26 protein-coding genes are annotated in these 19,598 nt (G+C 68.7%); 13 read left to right on the forward strand and 13 right to left on the reverse strand.

Annotated elements, in window-relative coordinates:
• The first annotated feature begins 10 nt into the window (after nucleotides 1–10).
• The 3 genes from ACIP8W_RS07490 (at nucleotide 11) to ACIP8W_RS07500 (ending at nucleotide 1,435) form a co-directional block, all read left to right on the forward strand.
• A complete protein-coding gene (locus tag ACIP8W_RS07490) occupies nucleotides 11–520 on the forward strand; it encodes a hypothetical protein (RefSeq protein ID WP_401951959.1) in 510 nt (169 codons plus the stop codon).
• Between the two features lie 88 nt (nucleotides 521–608).
• Nucleotides 609–953, forward strand: a complete 345-nt coding sequence (locus ACIP8W_RS07495) for a hypothetical protein (RefSeq protein ID WP_401951956.1) — start codon at nucleotides 609–611, stop codon at nucleotides 951–953.
• Nucleotides 950–1,435, forward strand: a complete 486-nt coding sequence (locus ACIP8W_RS07500) for a hypothetical protein (RefSeq protein ID WP_402202305.1) — start codon at nucleotides 950–952, stop codon at nucleotides 1,433–1,435. Before ACIP8W_RS07495 ends, ACIP8W_RS07500 begins: the two co-directional genes overlap by 4 nt.
• Before the next feature lie 251 nt (nucleotides 1,436–1,686).
• On the opposite strand, the gene ACIP8W_RS07505 is transcribed toward ACIP8W_RS07500, so the two are convergent.
• From ACIP8W_RS07505 to ACIP8W_RS07540, 8 genes are all read right to left on the reverse strand, one after another.
• Entirely contained in the window at nucleotides 1,687–2,052 is a 366-nt protein-coding gene (locus ACIP8W_RS07505) for a hypothetical protein (RefSeq protein ID WP_401951951.1), read from the reverse strand.
• A gap of 145 nt (nucleotides 2,053–2,197) precedes the next feature.
• The gene (locus ACIP8W_RS07510) at nucleotides 2,198–2,980 is read right to left on the reverse strand and encodes an aldo/keto reductase (RefSeq protein ID WP_402148182.1); all 783 of its coding nucleotides are present in this window, start codon (nucleotides 2,978–2,980) and stop codon (nucleotides 2,198–2,200) included.
• Nucleotides 2,977–3,582: an AAA family ATPase gene (locus tag ACIP8W_RS07515; RefSeq protein ID WP_402202307.1), complete on the reverse strand. Its 606-nt coding sequence runs from the start codon at nucleotides 3,580–3,582 to the stop codon at nucleotides 2,977–2,979. Before ACIP8W_RS07515 ends, ACIP8W_RS07510 begins: the two co-directional genes overlap by 4 nt.
• Nucleotides 3,579–4,181: an exonuclease domain-containing protein gene (locus ACIP8W_RS07520; protein WP_402202309.1), complete on the reverse strand. Its 603-nt coding sequence runs from the start codon at nucleotides 4,179–4,181 to the stop codon at nucleotides 3,579–3,581. Before ACIP8W_RS07520 ends, ACIP8W_RS07515 begins: the two co-directional genes overlap by 4 nt.
• Nucleotides 4,178–5,356: a radical SAM protein gene (locus tag ACIP8W_RS07525; RefSeq protein ID WP_401951940.1), complete on the reverse strand. Its 1,179-nt coding sequence runs from the start codon at nucleotides 5,354–5,356 to the stop codon at nucleotides 4,178–4,180. The genes ACIP8W_RS07520 and ACIP8W_RS07525 overlap by 4 nt, the downstream gene beginning before the upstream one ends.
• Nucleotides 5,357–5,375: 19 nt before the next feature.
• On the reverse strand, nucleotides 5,376–5,936 hold the full coding sequence (locus ACIP8W_RS07530; RefSeq protein WP_401951938.1) for a nucleoside-diphosphate kinase: 561 nt from the start codon (nucleotides 5,934–5,936) through the stop codon (nucleotides 5,376–5,378).
• On the reverse strand, nucleotides 5,933–6,955 hold the full coding sequence (locus ACIP8W_RS07535) for a thymidylate synthase (protein WP_402202311.1): 1,023 nt from the start codon (nucleotides 6,953–6,955) through the stop codon (nucleotides 5,933–5,935). The genes ACIP8W_RS07530 and ACIP8W_RS07535 overlap by 4 nt, the downstream gene beginning before the upstream one ends.
• Nucleotides 6,952–7,287 carry a hypothetical protein gene (locus tag ACIP8W_RS07540; protein WP_401951932.1) on the reverse strand — a complete coding sequence of 112 codons (336 nt, stop codon included), beginning with the start codon at nucleotides 7,285–7,287 and terminating at the stop codon, nucleotides 6,952–6,954. Before ACIP8W_RS07540 ends, ACIP8W_RS07535 begins: the two co-directional genes overlap by 4 nt.
• Nucleotides 7,288–7,515: 228 nt before the next feature.
• Here ACIP8W_RS07540 and ACIP8W_RS07545 point away from each other — a divergent pair, with 228 nt between their 5' ends.
• Genes ACIP8W_RS07545 through ACIP8W_RS07555 form a run of 3 tightly spaced genes read left to right on the forward strand, consistent with a single transcriptional unit; the run spans nucleotide 7,516 to nucleotide 9,917 of the window.
• A complete protein-coding gene (locus ACIP8W_RS07545; protein WP_401951929.1) occupies nucleotides 7,516–8,847 on the forward strand; it encodes a hypothetical protein in 1,332 nt (443 codons plus the stop codon).
• A 24-nt stretch (nucleotides 8,848–8,871) separates the two neighbouring features.
• Nucleotides 8,872–9,417 carry a GNAT family N-acetyltransferase gene (locus tag ACIP8W_RS07550; protein WP_401951927.1) on the forward strand — a complete coding sequence of 182 codons (546 nt, stop codon included), beginning with the start codon at nucleotides 8,872–8,874 and terminating at the stop codon, nucleotides 9,415–9,417.
• On the forward strand, nucleotides 9,417–9,917 hold the full coding sequence (locus ACIP8W_RS07555) for a gamma-glutamylcyclotransferase family protein (protein WP_401951924.1): 501 nt from the start codon (nucleotides 9,417–9,419) through the stop codon (nucleotides 9,915–9,917). The genes ACIP8W_RS07550 and ACIP8W_RS07555 overlap by 1 nt, the downstream gene beginning before the upstream one ends.
• Before the next feature lie 53 nt (nucleotides 9,918–9,970).
• Here ACIP8W_RS07555 and ACIP8W_RS07560 read toward each other — a convergent pair whose 3' ends face one another.
• Nucleotides 9,971–10,201, reverse strand: a complete 231-nt coding sequence (locus ACIP8W_RS07560; protein WP_401951921.1) for a hypothetical protein — start codon at nucleotides 10,199–10,201, stop codon at nucleotides 9,971–9,973.
• A 190-nt stretch (nucleotides 10,202–10,391) separates the two neighbouring features.
• Nucleotides 10,392–10,841: an ATP-binding protein gene (locus ACIP8W_RS07565; protein WP_402202315.1), complete on the reverse strand. Its 450-nt coding sequence runs from the start codon at nucleotides 10,839–10,841 to the stop codon at nucleotides 10,392–10,394.
• A 407-nt stretch (nucleotides 10,842–11,248) separates the two neighbouring features.
• Between ACIP8W_RS07565 and ACIP8W_RS07570 the strand changes: the two genes are divergently transcribed.
• Nucleotides 11,249–12,100 (forward strand): helix-turn-helix domain-containing protein, encoded by an 852-nt coding sequence (locus ACIP8W_RS07570; RefSeq protein ID WP_401952157.1) that lies wholly within the window; start codon nucleotides 11,249–11,251, stop codon nucleotides 12,098–12,100.
• Between the two features lie 10 nt (nucleotides 12,101–12,110).
• Nucleotides 12,111–12,302, forward strand: coding sequence for a hypothetical protein (locus ACIP8W_RS07575; RefSeq protein ID WP_401951916.1), 192 nt, complete (start codon nucleotides 12,111–12,113; stop codon nucleotides 12,300–12,302).
• Nucleotides 12,303–12,365: 63 nt separating this feature from the next.
• On the opposite strand, the gene ACIP8W_RS07580 is transcribed toward ACIP8W_RS07575, so the two are convergent.
• The gene (locus tag ACIP8W_RS07580; protein WP_402202317.1) at nucleotides 12,366–12,872 is read right to left on the reverse strand and encodes a MarR family winged helix-turn-helix transcriptional regulator; all 507 of its coding nucleotides are present in this window, start codon (nucleotides 12,870–12,872) and stop codon (nucleotides 12,366–12,368) included.
• Nucleotides 12,873–12,902: 30 nt separating this feature from the next.
• Nucleotides 12,903–13,940 (reverse strand): tetratricopeptide repeat protein, encoded by a 1,038-nt coding sequence (locus ACIP8W_RS07585; RefSeq protein ID WP_402202319.1) that lies wholly within the window; start codon nucleotides 13,938–13,940, stop codon nucleotides 12,903–12,905.
• A gap of 514 nt (nucleotides 13,941–14,454) precedes the next feature.
• Between ACIP8W_RS07585 and ACIP8W_RS07590 the strand changes: the two genes are divergently transcribed.
• The 3 genes from ACIP8W_RS07590 (at nucleotide 14,455) to ACIP8W_RS07600 (ending at nucleotide 16,682) form a co-directional block, all read left to right on the forward strand.
• Nucleotides 14,455–15,723, forward strand: a complete 1,269-nt coding sequence (locus ACIP8W_RS07590) for an esterase/lipase family protein (RefSeq protein ID WP_402202321.1) — start codon at nucleotides 14,455–14,457, stop codon at nucleotides 15,721–15,723.
• Nucleotides 15,724–15,987: 264 nt separating this feature from the next.
• A complete protein-coding gene (locus ACIP8W_RS07595) occupies nucleotides 15,988–16,110 on the forward strand; it encodes a hypothetical protein (protein WP_402202323.1) in 123 nt (40 codons plus the stop codon).
• A 95-nt stretch (nucleotides 16,111–16,205) separates the two neighbouring features.
• Nucleotides 16,206–16,682 carry a hypothetical protein gene (locus tag ACIP8W_RS07600; RefSeq protein WP_401951892.1) on the forward strand — a complete coding sequence of 159 codons (477 nt, stop codon included), beginning with the start codon at nucleotides 16,206–16,208 and terminating at the stop codon, nucleotides 16,680–16,682.
• A gap of 124 nt (nucleotides 16,683–16,806) precedes the next feature.
• Here ACIP8W_RS07600 and ACIP8W_RS07605 read toward each other — a convergent pair whose 3' ends face one another.
• Nucleotides 16,807–17,406 carry a hypothetical protein gene (locus ACIP8W_RS07605; RefSeq protein ID WP_401952154.1) on the reverse strand — a complete coding sequence of 200 codons (600 nt, stop codon included), beginning with the start codon at nucleotides 17,404–17,406 and terminating at the stop codon, nucleotides 16,807–16,809.
• A gap of 116 nt (nucleotides 17,407–17,522) precedes the next feature.
• Between ACIP8W_RS07605 and hemL the strand changes: the two genes are divergently transcribed.
• On the forward strand, nucleotides 17,523–18,881 hold the full coding sequence (gene hemL, locus ACIP8W_RS07610) for a glutamate-1-semialdehyde 2,1-aminomutase (RefSeq protein ID WP_402151095.1): 1,359 nt from the start codon (nucleotides 17,523–17,525) through the stop codon (nucleotides 18,879–18,881).
• A complete protein-coding gene (locus ACIP8W_RS07615) occupies nucleotides 18,878–19,561 on the forward strand; it encodes a histidine phosphatase family protein (RefSeq protein ID WP_401951886.1) in 684 nt (227 codons plus the stop codon). The genes hemL and ACIP8W_RS07615 overlap by 4 nt, the downstream gene beginning before the upstream one ends.
• Nucleotides 19,562–19,598 lie beyond the last annotated feature (37 nt).

Raw genomic sequence — 19,598 nt, forward strand, 5'->3', positions numbered from 1 at the left:
GACCCGCACTGTGCCGACCTCGACTCCAGTAGTTCGCGATCAACTGGAATTCGAACCCTTCGCTGATCTCTTCGCCCTGCCGCAGGAAACCGCCGAGCCGGCCGCCGTCGTTGAGGAGCCGGAAGAGTCCTTCGCGCACGTCTGGATCGTCGCGGCAGAGATCAAGGTCGAGGACCGGGTGGCGAAGCTCGCCGACTTTCGCGGCTCGTTCACGACCGTGCAGGGCACGCGCGTTGACGCTCTTGAGGTGTGCTGCCGGTCATGCCGGCGGCCGTACGAGGACGTTGCCGATCAGGACTGCGAGGCCCTGCTCGGCAACCGGCACCTCATCGGCGGTGACCAGACACAGCGGGCCAAGCGGAAAGTCCCCGAGCTGCCGTCGACCGCGAAGGCCATCCCCGGCGGTGTGATCCAGCGGCGTGGCATCGGCGCCTACGTCTCCGGCGGCGCCACTCTCCACTTCAGCGGAGCGCGCGGGTTATCTGGCCAGAAAGAGTGCTCCCCGCGCGGGCGGGGGTGAACCGCAGTCGGCCAGCTCGGGCGGGCGGTGCCGGGCCCGTCCGGAGGGAGTGCTTGGCGAGTCGTAATACGCGTCTTACACTTCAGGTATGTCCAAGACGAGGATCAGCATCAGCCTGGAGAGCGAGCACGCCGAGAGGATTCGCGCCCATGCGGAACGCGCGGGCATGGATGTCTCGGCCTACCTTGTCAACGCCGCGACTCGGCAGATGGCCGAGGTGGAGGTCGCCGAAGCGCAGTTCGCGCCGCTCGACGCCCTGATCGCCGCGGCTGAGGAGGAAGCGTCGGCTCTCCCGCCGTTGCCGGAGTCCGCCGACGGTGATCTCACCGAGGAGGAGCGGCACGAGGTGCGGGCGGCCATGGACCTCGTCCATGGCAGGGACGGTGCGGATGGCGTGCACGGCCCGGCCGCTCATCCGGGCAGTGCCGCGTGACGGTCCGTGTTCCGGTGTACGACACCGGAATGCTGATCGCGCTGGCGGCCCGCAAGGCGAAGGCCGTGGCCCTGCACGAGGGGATCGGGAACACTCCTCACCGAGCGGTGGTGCTCGGTCCGGTACTGGCCCAGGTTTGGCGGCCCGCCCCGGCTTCCGTGCACGCGCTGGCGAAGGTGATGAAGGACTGCACCGTGCCGCAAGCCCGTAGCGCGATGCCGGCCATGCGCCCTACCAGCGCGGGGCAGACGGCGTGCATCGTGTGTGCGACCGGTCCTGACATCATCGAGTGGCAGCGCGTCGGCACCGCTCTCGGTACGGCGGATCTGCCCCCGAAGAAGCGTCCCGACGCGGTGGACGCCCTTGTGGCACTGACAGCGGCCCGGCACGGCAGTGCTGTGGTCTTCACCAGCGATCCGGCGGACCTCGACGCCTACCTGAGGGCGCTGAACGCGCGGGACGTGCACGTGGTGCAGGTCTGAGTGCCGCTCCCCGCGCGAGCGGGGGTGAACCGTCAGCGACCCTTGGCGACGTGTTCCTCGGCCTTGATCTCGGCTGCGACGATCCAGACGTGCGCGAGGCTCAGCTCCGGCTCGTCCGCCGAGGCGTTACATCAGATCGTGGCTGACCATCAACGGCTGGCCTCGCTCTATGGACGCAGTTACGTCGCCAGGCGTTACACCTGGTGGCCTCGGCGTCACAAAGGTGCCGGGCCACCAGGCGGAATGCCGACCTACGCGGCCTGCACCGATTCGAGCCGCTGAATTTCTCCGTCTCGCATGTGGACCATCGCTCGGATCGCGAGAGCTTGGAGGCCCAGGAGCGCCCGCATCCGCGCTCTCTCCGGAAGGGCTGCCAGCGCCTGTGCGGTGGGCAGAACCTTTACGGCCGCGCGCGGATCACGATAGGTGAGGGCACTCGCCTCGCGCACGGTGAGCGGTGCCGTGACGACGATGTGCGTGATGACCTTCCGGCGCCTCATCTGCACCTGGTCCACGGCGACTCGTCGCCGTACCGGCAGGCCGTCGAGCAGACCGGTGAGTACCGCTCGTGCTGCTTCTTCGGGGCTCTGCCCTTCCTCGACCGTTCCCGTGGGCAACACCAAGGCGTCGCCGGGAAGACAGGGGAGGACCAGGCTGGTGACACCGACGGGGGCAGGACGCTGACGCCGATGATCGGGGGGCGCCAGTTCTCGTACGGCGCCCGTTTCTGGGGTGCTGGGGCCGGTGGCGTCGCGACCGGCGTCATGTCCAGCCGCCTCCGTCCACTGCCTGCACGAAGTCGTTGAGGTGCTGTGGGTTGCCGGTCCCCGGGATGGGGGCAATGTGCGGGCCGCGGGCGAGCAGCCAGGAAAGGGCAGCGGTCACGTTCCCGCCCGGCGCCGCTGCGCCGGCGTCGAGGGGACGGTAGGGGACGTACGGGATCTCCTCGTCGCGGCACCGCTCCATGACGGGGTCGTACCGGTCGTTGACGTTGAGGACGTTCTGCACGGCGGCGACAGAGACCTCCTTCCGTGCCAACTCGAAGCTCTCCACGGTGACCTTGGAGACGCCGATGTGCCCGATCTTGCCCTCGTCGCGCAGTGCGGCCAGCGTGCCGAGCTGGTCCGCGATCGGCACCTCGGGGTCGATGCGGTGCAGGTAGCACAGCTCCAGCCGTTCAACGCCCAGGCGACGCAGGCTCGCCTCGACACAGGACCGCAGGTACACGGGGTGGCCGTGCGGTGCCCACACGTTCGGGGCCGGGCGCGCGAGTCCTACCTTGGACGCGATGAGGAGGTCGTCCGGGTAGGGGTGGAGGGCGTCCTTGATCAGGTGCTCGACGGTGTGGGGACCGTAGGCATCGGCGGTGTCGATGTGGGTGATGCCGTGGGTGTGCACGGCATGGCGCAGCACGGTGAGGGCCTGGGCGCGGTCGTCGGGGTCTCCCCAGGTCCCGGGGCCGGTCAGCCGCATAGTGCCGAAGCCGAGGCGAGAGACGGTCTTTCCGGCGATCTCGATGGTGCCGCCGGGCGGGATGCCGGTCATACCGGAGCCTTCGTCTGGCAGCGCTGAAGAGCGTGCTCGATCGCCAGTTCCTGACTGGACGGGTCGCTGGTGACACGTACGTACGGAAGGTTCTCCTCGTGCAGGAGCATGTGGGTGTGGCGATCGACCAGGGTCCGGTAGCGGGCGTCGTAGTCGTGCTTGCGTTCGACGGGGATGTCCGGGTCGAGGACGGTCGCGAAGAGGAGGTCGTAGGGGGTGTGTGCGGCGGCGAGCCGGTGCAGGGCTTCGCGGTCAGTGCGGGGGGCGGTCCTTCCGTGCCACTCCTGGGCGGCACGGAAGTAGGCGAGTGCGTCCCAGCCGGCCCGGTCCGCGAGGACGACCCGCACCGGGGCGTCGTCCAGACGGGCCCCGGCGGCGATCTCGTCAGCGATGCCAGTCGCGATGACCCACTTGGTGGAGTCCACCGTGTGGTGCTGCATCTTGGGCAACCCAGCACTGGCAGCGCGGCGCCCGAGTTGGCCGGTGCGCTCGACGGGGATGTCCCGTCCGCGCAGCTCCATCTCGATGCGGCGCATCAGCAGACTCTTACCGGTGGAGTGGGCTCCCATCACGCCTATGCGGATGAGGTTCGGTGATGTCACCACAGGGTGGGCTCCTGTTCTGGTTCGGGGGCTCCGGGCAGACCGGGCGGGACAGCGGCGGCCACGAGCTGTTCCCAGCTCTCGCAGTGGCTGGCCATGGCGATGAGGATCTGGGCGGTCGCGTACGCGTCGAACGTCGCGCGGTGACGTTGTGCCGGGGCTTGGCTCAGGTCCGGCGCCACATGCTCGATCAGCGCGTCGAGGCTGTACTTGGGCAGATCCCGGTAGGCGGCCTTGGCCAGCCGGAGCGTGTCGATGACTCCGGCCGGCTGCCACCGCGGAAGGTGCGCGGACAGAACGCGGTAGTCCACGTGCGCGTTGTGGGCGGCGATCCACGCGGTGCCGAGGCATGCGTGGACCTCGTCCTTGATCTCCTCCCACCCCGGCTTGTCGTCGAGCACCTGGTTGGTCAGGCCGTGCACCCGGGCAGCGAAGGGCGTGACGGGGTGGTTCGGCTTGGTCAGCCAGGCGCCGGCGGTGCTCTTGTCGGGCTGCCCGTCGCGTACGGGGAGCGCGGCCACCTCGACCAGGTCGGGCGGGTTGCACCCGTTGCCCTCGACATCGACAACGAGGAGCGTGGGCCAGGAGGAGAAGTTCATGCGACTGGTGTTCCGTCCCCCGCCTCCCAGCCGATGCCAGCTCGGCCGTGCCGGCGGTAGTGGTGGGGCTTGGCTCGGTCGTGGCACTGGTAGCCGAAGCCGTGCTGAAGGTAGTAGCGCGGCGGTTCGTCCAGTCCCTCCACGACGATGGCACGCTCGTTGACCTCGACCGAACCGGTTGCCCCGAGTCCGCGCGCCTCTTGGGTCACGGCCGTCAACTCCGGCTTGACCCAGGCGGCCTGACACTTCGCGATCTGCGTGGGCGGGCAGATGTCGCACAGCTCCCGGATGCCGTAGTGACCGTTGTAATCAGCCTCTCCGTGCGCGTACGCGACACCACAGGAGGTCTTGCGGAACAGCGCCCCCCAGGACGAGTCGTGCTCGAAGGCGTCGAGTAGGCGCTGCTCGGCGGCCTCGGGCATGATCTTCCGCCGAGCCGTGTCCTCGTACGGCATCTTCAGGCCGTGCGCCTCGTAGTACTCGGCGATCTCCTTGCGGAAGAACAGGCCGGTGAAGACCGTGGCGTGCGTGTGCTGGGACAGCTCGCGGGCGCGAGCGATGTCGGTGTCGGAGTCGTTGAGGCCGGGGACGATGGGCCGCCAGTACAGGACGGTGCGGTAACGCTCGGCGTGCTCGAACAGGGTGCGCAGGCTCGCGGCAGCGATGTTGCTGTCCACGGGCTCGATCCGCTCATCCTGGATGTTGGAGTGCGTCACCAGCACGGTGAGACGCAGGTTCTTGAAGCTGTTGAGGACGGCGCAGTCCTCCGGATCGACGCGCCACCTGGTGATGACCAGGACGTGGTTCGTCAGGCCCTGATCATCGAGCTGACGCAGGACGTTGAACAGGTGCGGCTTGACGACGGGCAGCATCGGGTCGGTGGCCCGGTTCAGGAGCTGGATCGGTGTCTTGTGCGCCCGGAAGTAGGGGTGGCCGATCAGTTGGCGGACGGCTTCCTCGTCGCTCATCAGACGCCGCGGGACCTTCATCTCGAAGTTCTCGAAGGTGTGACGGATGCAGTACCCGCACTCCAGCGGGCAGCCGATGATCCAGTTCAGCGAGAGTCCCGACTTGCGGTACTCGATCACCTCAGCGAGTTCCCGCTTCAGGCCACCGATCTTGTCCGGAGAGAGGATCGGTAAGGCGCGGCGGGCGCCCAGCATGGGGATGCTCATAAGGGCTCCAGGGGGTAGGTCAGGCGTCAGCGGGCGTGCTCTGCACCGGAAGATCCGGGGTGAGGAGGTCACGACGGCCGGCTCCGTACCAGGTGCCGAAGTCGCGTCGGGCCGCGTCGGGGTCGTCGCTGGTGTGGACGAGGTTGTGCACGAGGCGTTTCTCGGCGAGCGCGGCGATCAGGCTGTCGTCACCGAGGTCGCCGCGGATCGTGCCGGCGGCAGCCTTGGTGGGGTCGTAGTGCCCGAGCAGGCCGCGCAGCCTGGTGTGCACACCAGGCTCGCCGTGGGCCAGCGCGACGGTGACCGTGCGTCCCGCGTACGCCTCGTCCAGGCACGCCGGAATGTCCCGGTCGGGGAACCAGTCACGGTCCACCAGGAGGTCCCAGTAGTGCACGTGGACCTGCCACGGCTGCACGGTGATCTCACGTCGGTTCGTGATCGTGGCGCCCTCGGCGGCGATCCGTTCGAGGACTGCATCGACCAGGCCGCGCTCCACCGCGTCGGGCTTGCACAGGACGACGGCCCAGCAGCCGAAGTCGATGCCCTCGACCACAGCACCGGACGGCGGTTTGCGGTTCATCGGGGGCCCTCCGTGGTTGCGCAGGACGTCCACTTGTGGCCGAGGAGCCACCGCAGGCCGGGGTGCAGCGCATTGAGCACGTCACGGCTGACCGTGTCGGTCTCGTCGTGCTGGAGCTGCCGGTATGCCTCGAACAGCAGCACCACCTGCTGCCAATAGGCGTCTACGTTCAGACAGGCGATCTCATCGGCGGAGTACTTCACCGTGTTGGTGCGCAGCAGCTCTTCGTGCTCCAGAAGCTGCTTGATGGTGTCGGGGCCCGTCTCCACGGACATCGCGGGAAAGGGGAACGCGGGCGGTGTGCGGCGCAGCTCCGCCTCGTTGAGAACCCGTTTGACCCGTTCGACGTTACGCTCGTTGACGTGCGCCGAACCGATCGTGTGGGTGTAGTGGCCCAGTTCGAGACCGAGTTGGATCGCGGCGTACTCCTGAAGCATCGTGAACGAGAACACGTCGGACAGGAGTCCACAGTCGAGGTCGTTGGCCCGCATGTTGCACACCATGTGCAGGCGCCCGTCGCGAGCAAGGAGGTGGAGGCCCGCCAGGCACGCCATATCGGGGTTGTGGTCGATGGCCAGTTCGGCGGCCGAGAACACCGGGAGATACCCGCGCTTGCTGTCGGTCTCGGTGCGCAGCAGTTCCAGCACTCGAGCGAAGGGGGACTCGGTGTCTCCATCGGCCGGATTGAACAGGGTGTGGCCGTAGGCAGATCCGCCGAGCGTGATGCCGTCGGCGGAGCTGGAGCGCATCGACTGCGCGTAGTAGCCGATCATTTCCAGGTCCCGGCGGCCGGCCAGATACCAGAGGGCTTCGGCGAATTGGAAGACCGGGTTGGCCTTCCGCGCGGCGATGTAGGGCAGCCGCTGGCGTGGGTCCGGCAGTCGGAAGCTGACTCCGACGACCTCGCGAGCGTCGTTGCCTCGGGCCGCGATGCGGTGTTCAGGCCCTTCGCAGGCCAGTCGCAGCAGGTCGAGATAGGCGCCTTCGATGGTGCGATATGTGGGTGCAGTGAGCATCATTTCTCCAGGTCAGCGGAGAGCCGGAGGACGGCTGATGGACAGGGATTGGCCCTGTGCTGGAACCGCCCGACGACCTGGGCGCGTAACTCCAAGCCGCCGGGCGGCGGTCTGGTCGGCTTGAGGTTCTGCTCGTAGCGGTGAAGGATCTTGTACGACAGCTCCACCAGCGAGTGGTCCGCCAGTACGACATCAAAGGTGATGTCGGTCGAGAGGCGCCGCGGATAGTGCGGGGTGAGTCGCCAGGTGGCCAGGGCGTCCGTCGGCGCGGGAGCCGCTGTGGCGAACCACGTGGACAGGCGTTCGTGCTCGCCGGTCACCGTGTGGGTCTCCATGAGCCCTCCCGGGTCTGTATCAACTTCGGCACGCACTGTGCGCCCGCTGTCACCTAGTGCAGCGGAGGGGGGGATCGTGAACAGGTCTTTTCGCCGGAACCTTGGCCGCCCTCCACCCGCCCTTTGGCCCGTCCTTTCAGCCCCGCCTGCAATTTCACCGGCGACGCCTCACGCGACGCATTGGTTGACCGCTACGGTGAGCTGACGCCAGTTGGCAGGGGGTATCCGGTGAGCCGCAGCCCGATGAGGGAATTACGCGAGAGCCGTAACCGGACCCAGGCGTTGGCGGTCTCCGAACTCAACGTCCTGGCGGAACGGCTCGCCGCTGAGCGGCGCGTCGCCAAGCGCCCCACCTTCACGGTGCGCCAGATGTCGAAGTGGGAGAGCGAGACACAGCCGCGTCCCTACCCGCACCCGGAGACGCGGGTGGTCCTGGAGGCGTACTTCCACCGGTCGGTGGAGGAACTGGGACTCCGGCCTGGGCCCACCGGGGAAGGCGCTTTCGAGTCACCCTCCGTACCCGTCGTCACGCCAGTCCCTCTCATCGAGCAGTCGGCCGCCGCGATTCCCCGCCTCCCCGGTGGCGGGGGTGACCAAGACCCGCTGCCGTGGCTGGCCCGGACGACGTCTGACGCGGCCACCGCGACAGACTGGAGGATCGCCGAGGACGAGGTCGATCTTCTGCGTGAGGCCGCGGATGACATGGACGCTCAGGATCAGCAGTTCGGCGGCAACCGCCTCTGGCGGCCTACCCGCGCCCACTTGCTCTGGGTGCACCACATGATCGACCGAGGTATCTACGATGAGCCTCTGGGGAAACAACTCCATGCGCTAGCAGGGAAGTTCACCACCAGCCTCGGTTGGTTCAGCTATGATGCGGGGCTGCACGCCCAGGCCCGTCAGTACTTCTCCGAAGCTCTGAACGCCGCAATGCTGACCGGCGACGATGTGCTCGCCAGCCGGACCTTGAGCAACATGGCTCGTCAGGCCGTGGACTTGAACAAGGGGCGAGAAGCTGTTCGCTTCGCACGGATCGCGCAGTTTCACTCCGGTCTGTGGAGCGCGCCAACACGGGTGACGGCGCTCCTGGCGATCCGTGAGGCGCAGGGACACGCCCGGGTCGGTGACGCCTTCAGCTGCGAGGGTGCGATCAAGAGGGCCTGGAAGGAGTGGGAGCGCGGCACCGACGACCGTGACCCGGATTGGACGATGTTCCTCAACCTGGCCGAGCTGATGTGCCTGGAGGGCATGTGCCGTCTCGACCTCGGCCAGACAGCGCGGGCCCAGAAGCTTCTGACAGAGTCCGAGCAGCTTCAAGACGTGGCGCACTCGCGGAACCGCGGCATGTGCCTCGGCCGGCTCTCCGTCGCGGCCATCGGCGCAGGGGATATCGAGCACAGCATCGACTCCACGACGAAGGCCATTGAGCTGATCAGGACGGGCATGTCTTCCACTCGGGCGGTCGAGCAGTTGAAGATCGTCCACGACGGACTGGCCCTTCACCACCGTGCTCGCGGCGTGGGGGACCTGCTTGAAGAGATTCGCGCGGTAGTCGCGTGATGCAGTGAAGGAGAGATGCAACCAGTGGATGCGGAGTACCAGCGGTACGACGGGGCGTCGGTCAAGGCCATCGCTGATGAGCTGGTGGATGTGTACGGGCGGGTGTACGACACGCCTCTGTACGTCGGCGACCCCTTCTTCTCCGTCGTCTCGTTCCGGGAGCGGCTGGAAGCCGCCTTCGGTAATGAGGGGTTCGAGACGGTGACCGCGCGCCAGGAAGGTCGGATCGTCGGCTACGTGCACGGCGCCACACTTCCCGCGGACAAGCCATGGTGGATCTCGCTCGGCGACAGGAGGCCGACGGGGCTGCGGGAGCTGGCCGATGCCGGACAGGTCTTCTGGCTTCGAGAACTGATGGTCCTCCCCGAGGTGCAGAATCAGGGGCTGGGAAGGAAGATCCACGACACCGTGATCACGGGGCGTGTGGAGCAGGTCACCGCTTTGACCTGCATCGTTGATAATCAGCCAGCCCACGATGCTTACCTACATTGGGGGTACACGGTGATGGGGCAGATCAAGCACGCCCCGGAATCACCGATCTACGACGCCATGTTCCTGCCCAGCCCGTGATGACCGGAACGACTATGTACCAAGCAATCACCCAGCCCGATTCGGTCCCGACGGCTTCGAGTCGCCGGGACCGACTCCCGCAAGATCCCACGGTCCTGTTCGCGTACGGGACGCTCCAATTCGATGCGGTGCTCGAAGCCTTGCTTGGCCGGATACCGCAGCGCGTGCGGGCCAACGCACCCGGATGGCGCGCGGCGGCCTTGGAGGGTCGCGTCTATCCAGGGCTCGTAGCGGCTGACACCGCGGCGGCGCCCGGCCTGTTGCTCACCGACCTCAGCCGAAGGGAGTGGGCGATCCTCGACGCGTTCGAGGACGATCGGTACGACCTTCGCGAAGTCGAGCTGGCCTCTGGTGAGCGCGGTCTCGCCTACGTGTGGCCAGACAGCGATGTCCGTGAAGACGACTGGGACGCGACGCAGTTCGAGGTCCGTCACCTTCGTGAGTACGCCGCTCGGTGCACACGGCTCGCCCCTGGGCTGGCCGCAGAAGCAGGCCGGTAAGTGCGGCAGCGTTTCGAGGAGCCCCTGCGGGCCCCTCGAACGCTGGTGACTTCCTACTCCTCCGGGTGGCCGCCGACCGGTACCTTCGACATCGGGTCGGCCTTTCCCGCGTTGGTCGGGCGGTTGTACACGGTGTCCGCTGTGGTGGAGCCGGACGCCCACCGGCCGCGCCGCTTCCGCTCGGCCGAGGGCACGTTCGCTTGGACCATGTCGGTGTACGGGCCTGCCCGCAGTGAGTGCGTGGTGACCTGGGGCGCCAGGTTGCCCTTGGGTGTGAGTGCCACGAAGATCGGCCGATACGGGCCCGCCGTGCCGATCTTGTGCTCCCCGCGCGGGTCGGGGGTGGGCCGGTGTTGAGGTAGGCGTCAAGCTTGTGCGGTGCCCATGCCCACCGGATGTACGACCAGTTGATGGTCCCAAGTCGCCTCGCCCAAGAGAAACTTCGCCGTGCGACCGACCTGCTGATGCCGTTCGTCAGGTGGTGACCGTCGGCGCGGCCTGGGCGAGGGTGGCCCAGGTGCAGGTCCCGGCGGCGGGGTGGTGCGCGGGCCCGAAGCCCCAGGTTCCGCGGTGGGTCTCGACGAGGTCGGGGACGCCGGTGAGCGTGGTACGGCGACGTTCGTCGCACAGCCCGGCCAGGAGGCGGTGGCGGTGGGGCGGATGGGTGTCGTACACCATGACCTGCACCGGATCCGTGCCCTCCGGTCGGCACAGGGTGAGCTGGATCTGTTCCCCGGCTCCGGTGAACAGGCAGGCGTAGGCGGCGAGTTCGTGTACGAGCAGCAGGTACGGCTCGATCAGCTCCTCGGCCACACCGTGCGCCCCGAAGATGGACTCCGTGGCCCAGAACGCGATCCCGGGCGTGGCGACGGCCGAGGGCAGTGTGAGCCCGTACGCGAGATTCCCCGCCCCCGGCTCCGCCATGTCGAACCGCGCCGGCGGACACCCCCGGGACCTGGCCCCCGAGGGCCCGTACATGCCGTACGGCGGGTGCGGGACGGGGACGCCGGTAACCGGTACCGGTACAGGCGTGGATTCGTTTCCGAGCATGCCAACTCCACTTGCCGATGCGCTGGTTGTCGCGTGAACGGACGCCTGCGGTGATACGGCAAGGCAGTGGCATGTCTCCCTGGCGCGAGCACGCCCCTCCCAGGGCAGGAGAAGGCGGGCAGGCTCGCACGATGCGCTTCTGCTTTGCTGTACGTGAGCGTCGCATCACCGAAGGTAGGGCGCTGGATGGGTATTTCGCCACTCAGGATTGGAAAATTAGCCTCCACGGGGAGGGTGTCGTGGCGCCCGGCGCACTGAAGACTGCCGAAGAGGGGATTCGCATGGCCTCACGGACAACACCCACGCAGCGACAGAGGCGACTCGGCGTCGAGGTCCGCAAGTTGCGCACCGGCGTGGACATGTCCGCCGAGTTCGCGGCCGGGCTGCTCGGTGTGGATCGCGGCAAGATCTCGAACATCGAGTCAGGCATCCGCAACATCAGCCCCGACCGGCTCCAGACCCTGATCAGCTACTGCGAGTGCACGGACGAGGCTTACGCGACCGCACTCCTGGAACTCGCCGTACCCGCCCGGCGGAACTGGTGGGACGAGTACCGGGGCAAGCTGTCACCCGGCTTGCTGGACATCGCGGAACTGGAGTGGCACTCGGTCGGTATCCATACAACCCAGACCGCCCATGTACCTGGGCTGCTCCAGACCGAGGACTACGCCCGCAGCATCTTCGCGGCAGTCCTCCCTGCGCTCTCGCGCCTCGATGTCGAACTTCGCGTGGCCCACCGCATGGAACGGCAGCAGGTGCTGGCCCGGGAACAGCCTCCCGGCTTCGTGGGTTACGTACACGAGGCGGCGCTACGTATGCGCTTCGGCGGTCGCGAAACAACCCGGAGCCAGCTCGGCGCGCTGATCACGGCGTCCGAGAAGGACAACATCACCATCCGCATAGTGCCGTTCGAACGTGGCAGTTTCCCGGGGGCGGGACATGCCCTGCTCTACGCGCAGGGAGCTGTGCCGCAACTCGACACCGCACAGGTGGATTCGGCGCACGGTCCGGATTTCCTGCACACCGAGCCACATCTCGCCAAATACCGAGCCCACTTGGAGTGGATGGAGAGGGAATGCTTGTCTGCAAGCGCCTCACGCGACTTCATCCACCACCTTGTCCGTGACCTGTGAGGAGAACACCATGACCGAGATCACCTGGGAAGCCCCCTTCTGCGGAGAAGGCAACAACTGCTTCCGCATCGGCACCGACGCCACCGGCAACGCCTACATCAGCATCGCGGGCCAGGAGGACACGTACCTCACCGACACCCGCGAAGCGCTCGCCACCCTCATCCGTGACATCAAGGCGGGCAAGGCCGACCACCTGCTGTAGCCGCACGCGGCGGTGCTCGGAGTGTTCGCGCTACCGCACTCTCGGCCCTCGCCGGGGATGGTCTCAGCGCGGCCCCGGCGAGGAACCGCTGTTGCCCTCGACGTTGGCGATCATCCTGCGGAGCACCGTGAGCGCGGCCACGTACTCCTCGTCGCTGACGCCCTCGTGGACCACGGTGCGCAACTCGGTCACCAGCGCGCGCACCCGCACCCGGGCGGCTGTTCCGGCGGCGGTCGGATGCAGCCGGTCCTCCGCGTCTGCCCGCAGCCAGCCTCGATGCGACAACTGGTCGACGACGCGCGCGATTTCGTGTGGCCCGTCCGCGAGGGGCGTGAGGTCGCGGACGACCTCCTCCCGGCTCGGCGCGCCGGGCCCGCCGCTGACGCGGTTCAGCACCCAGTACTGCGGCTGCGTGACATCGAGCCTGGCCATGGCGTCCCGCAGTTGCCGGGTGACGGCCGCGTGGGCGAGCCCGCTCCAGTACCCGATGGGCTGTGCGGCCAGCATGTCGTCGGTGGCGTACGGATCGGCGGGCGCCTGGTCGGTGGTGGTACCGGTCGGTGGGTGCATGACGGCAACGCTATCCACCCGCCTCGGCGCTCAGGGCCGGGGAGCGGCGGCGAGGCCGGCGGCCCTGGCCCTCAACTCGTCTGCTTCGGCGCGGCCTTCGAGGCGGTTGAGCCGGGTCCGTATGTCATCGATCGCGGTACGGACCTTCACGGAACGGATGCCGTCAGCACAGGTGACGAACTCGCCCCAGGCGGCCAGCGCCCCGTCCGCGTCGCCCTGTCGCAGCCGGATACCGCCGAGATCGGCGAGAACGATCGCGCGGGTGCGGCGCCGGTCCAGCCCATGGATGTCCAGAGCCAGTCGCAGATGCTCCTCGGCGGCGCAGAGATCCCCGAGCCGGGTCAGGATCATGCCGGACTCATGGGCCCAGCGCCCCGGCGAATAGTGGGCCGCCCAGGAATCCCCCGGGTGGGCCGACGGTCGGCCGATGGCGGATTCCGAGAGCGCGAGATGCCGGGTGGCGGCCCGCCGGTCGCCGTCCTGTGCGGCGGCGTTGGCGAGGGTGGCCTCGTAGTAGGCCACGGCTCTCGGGTTCTCCAGGTGACGGCCGTGGCGGACGCATGCCTCGCCGAGCTGTACGGCTTCGGCGCGGTGCCCGAGGTCGATGGCCTGTACGGCCATGCCGCGCAGGGCGGTCGCCGACAGTTCGGGGTCACCGGCTTCGGCGGCGAGCCGGTAGGCGTGTGCGTAATACTGCTGGGCGCGCCCCCGGTTCTCGGGGGTGTCGCCCTCGTCCTGGGCCATCCAGCCCGCCAGGTGGACGAGTTGGCTCGTAGCGGCGAACAGTTCGCGGCCGGTGGCCTCGGTGTACCTGCCGTTCAGCCAGGGCGCCACGTCTTCGGTGAGGTAGCGGACGGCAAGGTGCCGGGCGTGCCCACCGCCCAGCTCCGCCGCCGCGTCGCCGAGCGCCGTGACCATGTGCGTGACGGCGGCGACTTCCCCCGTACCGACGCGTACCGCGCCGGGCGGAGCCGCGGCGGTACGACGGGTGATGCTCTCCGGGTCGGGCAGAGCGAGGGCGCTGAGGGCGTATCCACTGGTGGCGGCCAGGAAGTTCCGGCGTCGCACGTCATTCCTCCCCACTGGATGACTGATGCCACGGTATCGAGGACCGTTCCGTCAGGCGCCCGGGAATCCTCCGGGTCTGTGCGCGTCAGCTCAAGGCCGAGAACATCCGCGAGGTACGGAAGCCAGTAAGTGGGACAGCGCTTGCCGGTCATCCAGCGCCGGGCGGACTGCCGGTCGACACCATTGGACGCGCTCGCGGACCGGTGGGGGGTCGGGGAGCGTGGCGGGCCCGGGAAGGTGGTGTGGGCGGAGTGGTCGCTCCCGACGCGGCCGGGCGGCGGGGTGGGCAGGGGGTAAGTGTGTCGGCGTCTGCCGTCCTGGAGGGTTTCAAACTCTTTGGAGCGTTACATCACTCAAGAGAGTGATCATCGTATGAGTCTCAGTTAGCCCACCTTTCACCTGCCGAGGATGGAGCCGTCATCAAGCACCCGGCCCGTGCGGGCCGGTCTGCGCAAAGCCGTGAAGGCGCAATGCGCAATGCGCAATGCGCAAGGGCGCAAGGGGAGGGGCAGTAATGAGCGAGGGACAGTCGGCCGAGGAGCAGTACGTCGGGCCGCTCGGGCTGGTGGAGACGCTGGATCGGCCGGAGCCGCCGCCGGCTCCGGTGCCGGACGCGGTCTGGCACTTCGGGAGGCATCTCAACCCGGAGGAGCAGGGCCAGGCGGACTATGTGCCGGTCTACGACGCCACCGCCTGGGTGTATTTCAGCAACAGCCGCCACGGCCTGGTCCGGCCGGTGCTGCTGGCCGACGGGTTCAATTCCGGGCCCAGCAAGCTGGACGAGCTGTACGACGGGTTCGAGAACGGTGAGTATCCGCTCATCAGCGAGTTGCGCGGGCGCGGCCGGGACGCGGTGATCTTCGGGTTCGGCGACCGCACCGCCTCGATCCTGGACAACGCCGCGTACATGACCGAGGCGATCATGAAGCTGATCGCCGAGCGCCGGGGCGACGAGCCGCTGGTGGTCGGCGGCTTCAGCATGGGCGGACTGGTCGCCCGGTACGCGCTCGCCGGCATGGAGACGGAGAGCATCGACCACCAGACCGCGCTCTACTTCTCGTACGACAGTCCGCACCGGGGCGCCTGGGTCCCGATCGGCCTCCAGGCGTTCGCGCACTACCTCAAGCGGGGCAATCCGGCCAACGGCGCGCTCTCCGACCAGATCAACAGCACCGCCTCCCGGCAGTTGCTGTGGCGGCACATCGAGGCGGTCGGTGACATCCCCGGGGAGGACAAGGCGCGCGGTGACTTCCTCGCCGCGCTGGAGAGCGTCGGCAACTGGCCGATGCGGCCGAGGAAGATCGGCGTCGCCAACGGCAGGGGCGACGGTCTGGGGACCGGCATCGAGCCCGGCGGGGTCGCGTTCCGGTCCACCGGGCTGCTCTTCCCCGGCACCACCCTCTATGCCCAGGCCGAGGGCGACGACGCGCTGGTCGCCGAGTTGAAGGCGAACTTCGGGCAGGACGAGACCGTGACCACCGACGGGCTCCCGGCGATCGACGGCGCCCCCGGCGGCACGCTCAACTCCTTCGAGATCGCCGCCAACACCCTCAACGGCCTCCCCTTCGGCGGCGCCGAGGCCCCGGTCCCCGAGATCTGTTTCGTGCCCTCGGTCAGCGCCGTCGACGTCTGCGACCTGGACACCACCGAGCTGCTCACCACCGACATCGGCTCGCTCCCGCCGGAGCGGAGCGCGCTGGACGACTTCCTGTGCGCCTCGGACAACGAGCGCCACACGAAGATCACCGCCGAGCTGTGCGAGTGGATCATCGAACGGCTCTGACTTGCCTCTCTTCCGCGGTGGGTCGACGCAGTGCCTTTCCGGCGCTGCGGCGACCCACCGTCTTTCCGTCCCGGGCGGGTGATCCCCGGCAGCGGTTGCGTTGCTGTCCGGCATTAAGAACGCGTTAAAGGCTGCCGGGTTCCGGCAATGCGCGTAAGGGCCGCCTAAAGGCAGAATGGTCGCAGCGCAACGGGGGAAGCACGGGGGAACAGCGGGGGACCGGCCCCGGTGTCGGGATACGGCAACGTGCCCGCGCCGGGGCGAGTGCTTCTGGACCGTGCCGTACGACCCGGCGCTCGACCCGCGCTCGCGCTCGGCCAACTGGCCCTGCGGGGTTACGACATGGCGCCGGGCGCCGCCGACTCCGTACCGCTGCGCACTCCTTGACGGACGAGGCCCCGACGCCCACGCCCCATTGACGGAGGGTGCGCGATCCCTGACTCTGGGCTCTGGCATTCCACCGGACCCGGAAGGCGTAACTCATGAGGCAGCAGCGTGCGTTGTCCCGTTGGAGATCGGCGGTGGCCCTGTCCGTGGCCGGAGCGGCCCTGGTCGTCGCCACGGCCGGTACGGCGGGAGCGGCGCCCCCCTCCCAGCCCTCGGCGCCCCGGAGCGTCGCCGTCCTGGCCGCCGCACCCACCCCGGAGGAGCAGGAGAAGCTCCGGGCGGTCGCGGGCGCGATCTGGAACGACAGCCTGGCGGCGGGCTGGGACATGAACAGCGACGTCGCCGACATCCTCTCCACCGCCACCGGCGAGATCCTCCGCTGTTCGGCGGCCTTCGCCCTGGTCCCCAGGCCGGCGGGGTTCATCCCGGGCCTGGGATATCTGGTGAGCTACTGGAAGAACCTCCGCGACTACTTCCTCGTCGTCAGCCAGGACCGTACCTACCGCGCCTGCGTCAACGTAACGGCGGCGAACTACCGGTCCGCGATCGAACTCGCGTCCATGGGTATCTGATCCACGGTCATGCCCGGCCCGCCGCGCCCGGCGCATCCGGACGCGGCGGGGCCGGCGCGCGCTCCGCGCGGCGGCGGGGCCGGCGCGCGCTCCGCGCAGGCTACGGCCACACCAAGCAGGCAGGCTACGGCCACACCAAGCAGTACGGCTGATGCCCCGCCTCGTGCAGCCGGTGCGAGAAGTCCTGCCACTCGTGCAGCAGTTGGTAGACGGTGAACGCGTCCCTCGGGCCGCCCCGGTCCGGGACCGTGGACCAGATGAAGGCCGCCGCGCCGACGGACTCCTCGCCGATGTCGCGCAGGGGGTCCACCACCGTCATCGGGAGCTTGACCACCGCGTAATCCGGGTGCAGTACGACCAGTTCGAGCGGGGGGACCTGGTGCAGGGGGAGGCCCTGTATGCCCGTCAGGACCATCGCGGCTATGGTCTCCGGCTTGATCTTGGAGAACATGCCGCCCATGCCCAGCTCGTCGCCGCCCAGTTCGGCGGGGCGCATCGAGACCGGGACGCGGGCCGCCGTGGCGCCGTCGGGGGCGCCGAAGTACTTGTAGGTCACCCCCACCCGGCCACCGCTCCTGATCTCGGGAGTCCGCTCGTCACGCTCGCGCGTTTCCGGCGCCTCGTGTGCCTCGCGCTCACGGCGCTCTCCCCGCCGGTGCTTCCCCCGGGCAGGCTCCGGACCCAGGTCGTCGGTCCCCTCGCCCACTCCGCCACCGCGATGCATATCTCCACCCGACCACTCGCAGCCCCGGCCGCGCAACCCGATCATCGTGACAGTGACCTCCCCCACGGTCATCCGGTGAAACACCGGTCCGTGGATACGTCCGAGCCTCTGACACCATGGATTGCGTGAGCTTCCCCTATGACGCCCCAGTTTCGCAGACACTCTTTGACCGTGCGGCCCTTGTGACGCCCGGCGGCGTGAACTCTCCCGTCCGTGCTTTCAACGCGGTGGGTGGTACGCCCCGGTTCATGGTGTCCGGTAACGGTCCATACCTCATCGATGCGGACGGTCGCGAATATGTCGACCTCGTATGTTCCTGGGGGCCGATGATTCTCGGTCATTCCCACCCGGAAGTGATCGCGGCGGTCCAGGCGGCGGTCGCCCGCGGCACCTCCTTCGGTACACCGGGCGAGGGCGAGGTCGCGCTCGCCGAGGAGATGGTGGCGCGGATCGCGCCCCTGGAGCGGGTACGGCTCGTGTCGTCCGGCACCGAGGCGACCATGTCCGCGATCCGGCTGGCCCGTGGCTTCACCGGGCGGGCGAAGATCGTGAAGTTCGCCGGGTGCTACCACGGGCACGTCGACGCGCTGCTCGCCGCCGCGGGCTCCGGCGTCGCGACCTTCGGGCTGCCGGACACCCCCGGCGTGACCGGCGCGCAGGCGGGCGACACCATCGTCCTGCCGTACAACGACCTCGAAGCGGTACGGCGGGCCTTCGCCGCGCACCCCGGGGAGATCGCGTGCGTGATCACCGAGGCGTCGCCGGGCAACATGGGCGTCGTACCGCCGGGGGAGGGTTTCAACGCCGGGCTCAAGGCGCTCTGCGCCGCCGATGGCGCGCTGTACATCTCCGACGAGGTGATGACCGGGTTCCGTACGTCGAAGGCGGGCTGGTACGGCGTCGACGGCGTCGAGCCCGACCTGATGACCTTCGGCAAGGTCATGGGCGGCGGCTTCCCCGCCGCCGCGTTCGGCGGTCGCGCCGACATCATGGGCCGCCTCGCCCCGGTGGGCCCCGTCTACCAGGCCGGCACGCTCTCCGGGAACCCGGTCGCGACGGCCGCCGGGCTCGCGCAGCTGCGGCTGCTCGACGACGCGGCGTACGCGAAGATCGACGCGGTGTCGAGCGAGATCCAGGGGCTGGTGACCGAGGCGCTCACCAAGGAGGGCGTCGCGCACCGGGTGCAGACGGCGAGCAACATGTTCTCCGTCTTCTTCACGGCGGACGAGGTACGGAACTACGACGACGCCAAGAAGCAGGAATCGTTCCGCTTCACCCCCTTCTTCCACTCGATGCTGGCGGACGGGGTCTATCTGCCGCCGTCGTCCTTCGAGTCCTGGTTCGTCTCCACCAGCCACGACGAGCGTGCGATCGAGCGGATCGCCGCCGCGCTCCCGGCCGCCGCCCGCGCCGCCGCGCAGGCCACCGCGCCCGCCACGTCCACCGAGTCCGCCGAACCGGAGACCGACGCATGAGCGACAAGAACGAACTGACCGTCGTCCACCTCGTGCGCCACGGCGAGGTGCACAACCCCGACGGCGTCCTGTACGGCAGACGCCCCGGCTACCACCTCTCCGAGCTGGGCCTGCGCATGGCCGACCGGGTCGCCGAGCATCTCGCGACCCGCGACATCACCCATGTCGTCGCCTCCCCGCTGGAGCGCGCCCAGGAGACGGCGGCCCCGGTCGCCAAGTCCCACGGGCTGACCCTCGACACCGACGACCGGCTGATCGAGGCCGCGAACGTCTTCGAGGGCAAGACCTTCGGCGTCGGTGACGGCGCGCTGCGTCGGCCCGGCAACTGGAGGCACCTCACCAACCCGTTCCGGCCGTCCTGGGGCGAGCCGTACATCGACCAGGTCGTACGGATGATGGGCGCCCTGAACTCCGCCCGCGACGCGGCCCGTGGCCATGAGGCGGTGTGCGTCAGCCACCAGCTGCCGATCTGGATCGTACGGAGCTTCGTGGAGCGCCGTCGGCTGTGGCACGACCCCCGCCGCCGGCAGTGCACGCTCGCCTCCCTGACCAGCTTCACCTATCAGGGCGACAAGATCGTCTCCGTGGGCTATTCGGAGCCGGCCCGCGATCTCGTACCGGCGCATCTCCTGGCGGGGGCGCGGCCGGTGAAGGGCGGGACGAAGGCGTTCGGGGCCTGAGGGCGATAAGCCGACAGACCCGACAGGGCCGGATGAC

Source organism: Streptomyces sp. NPDC088554 (assembly GCF_044752945.1).
In the GTDB taxonomy this organism is placed as follows: domain Bacteria; phylum Actinomycetota; class Actinomycetes; order Streptomycetales; family Streptomycetaceae; genus Streptomyces.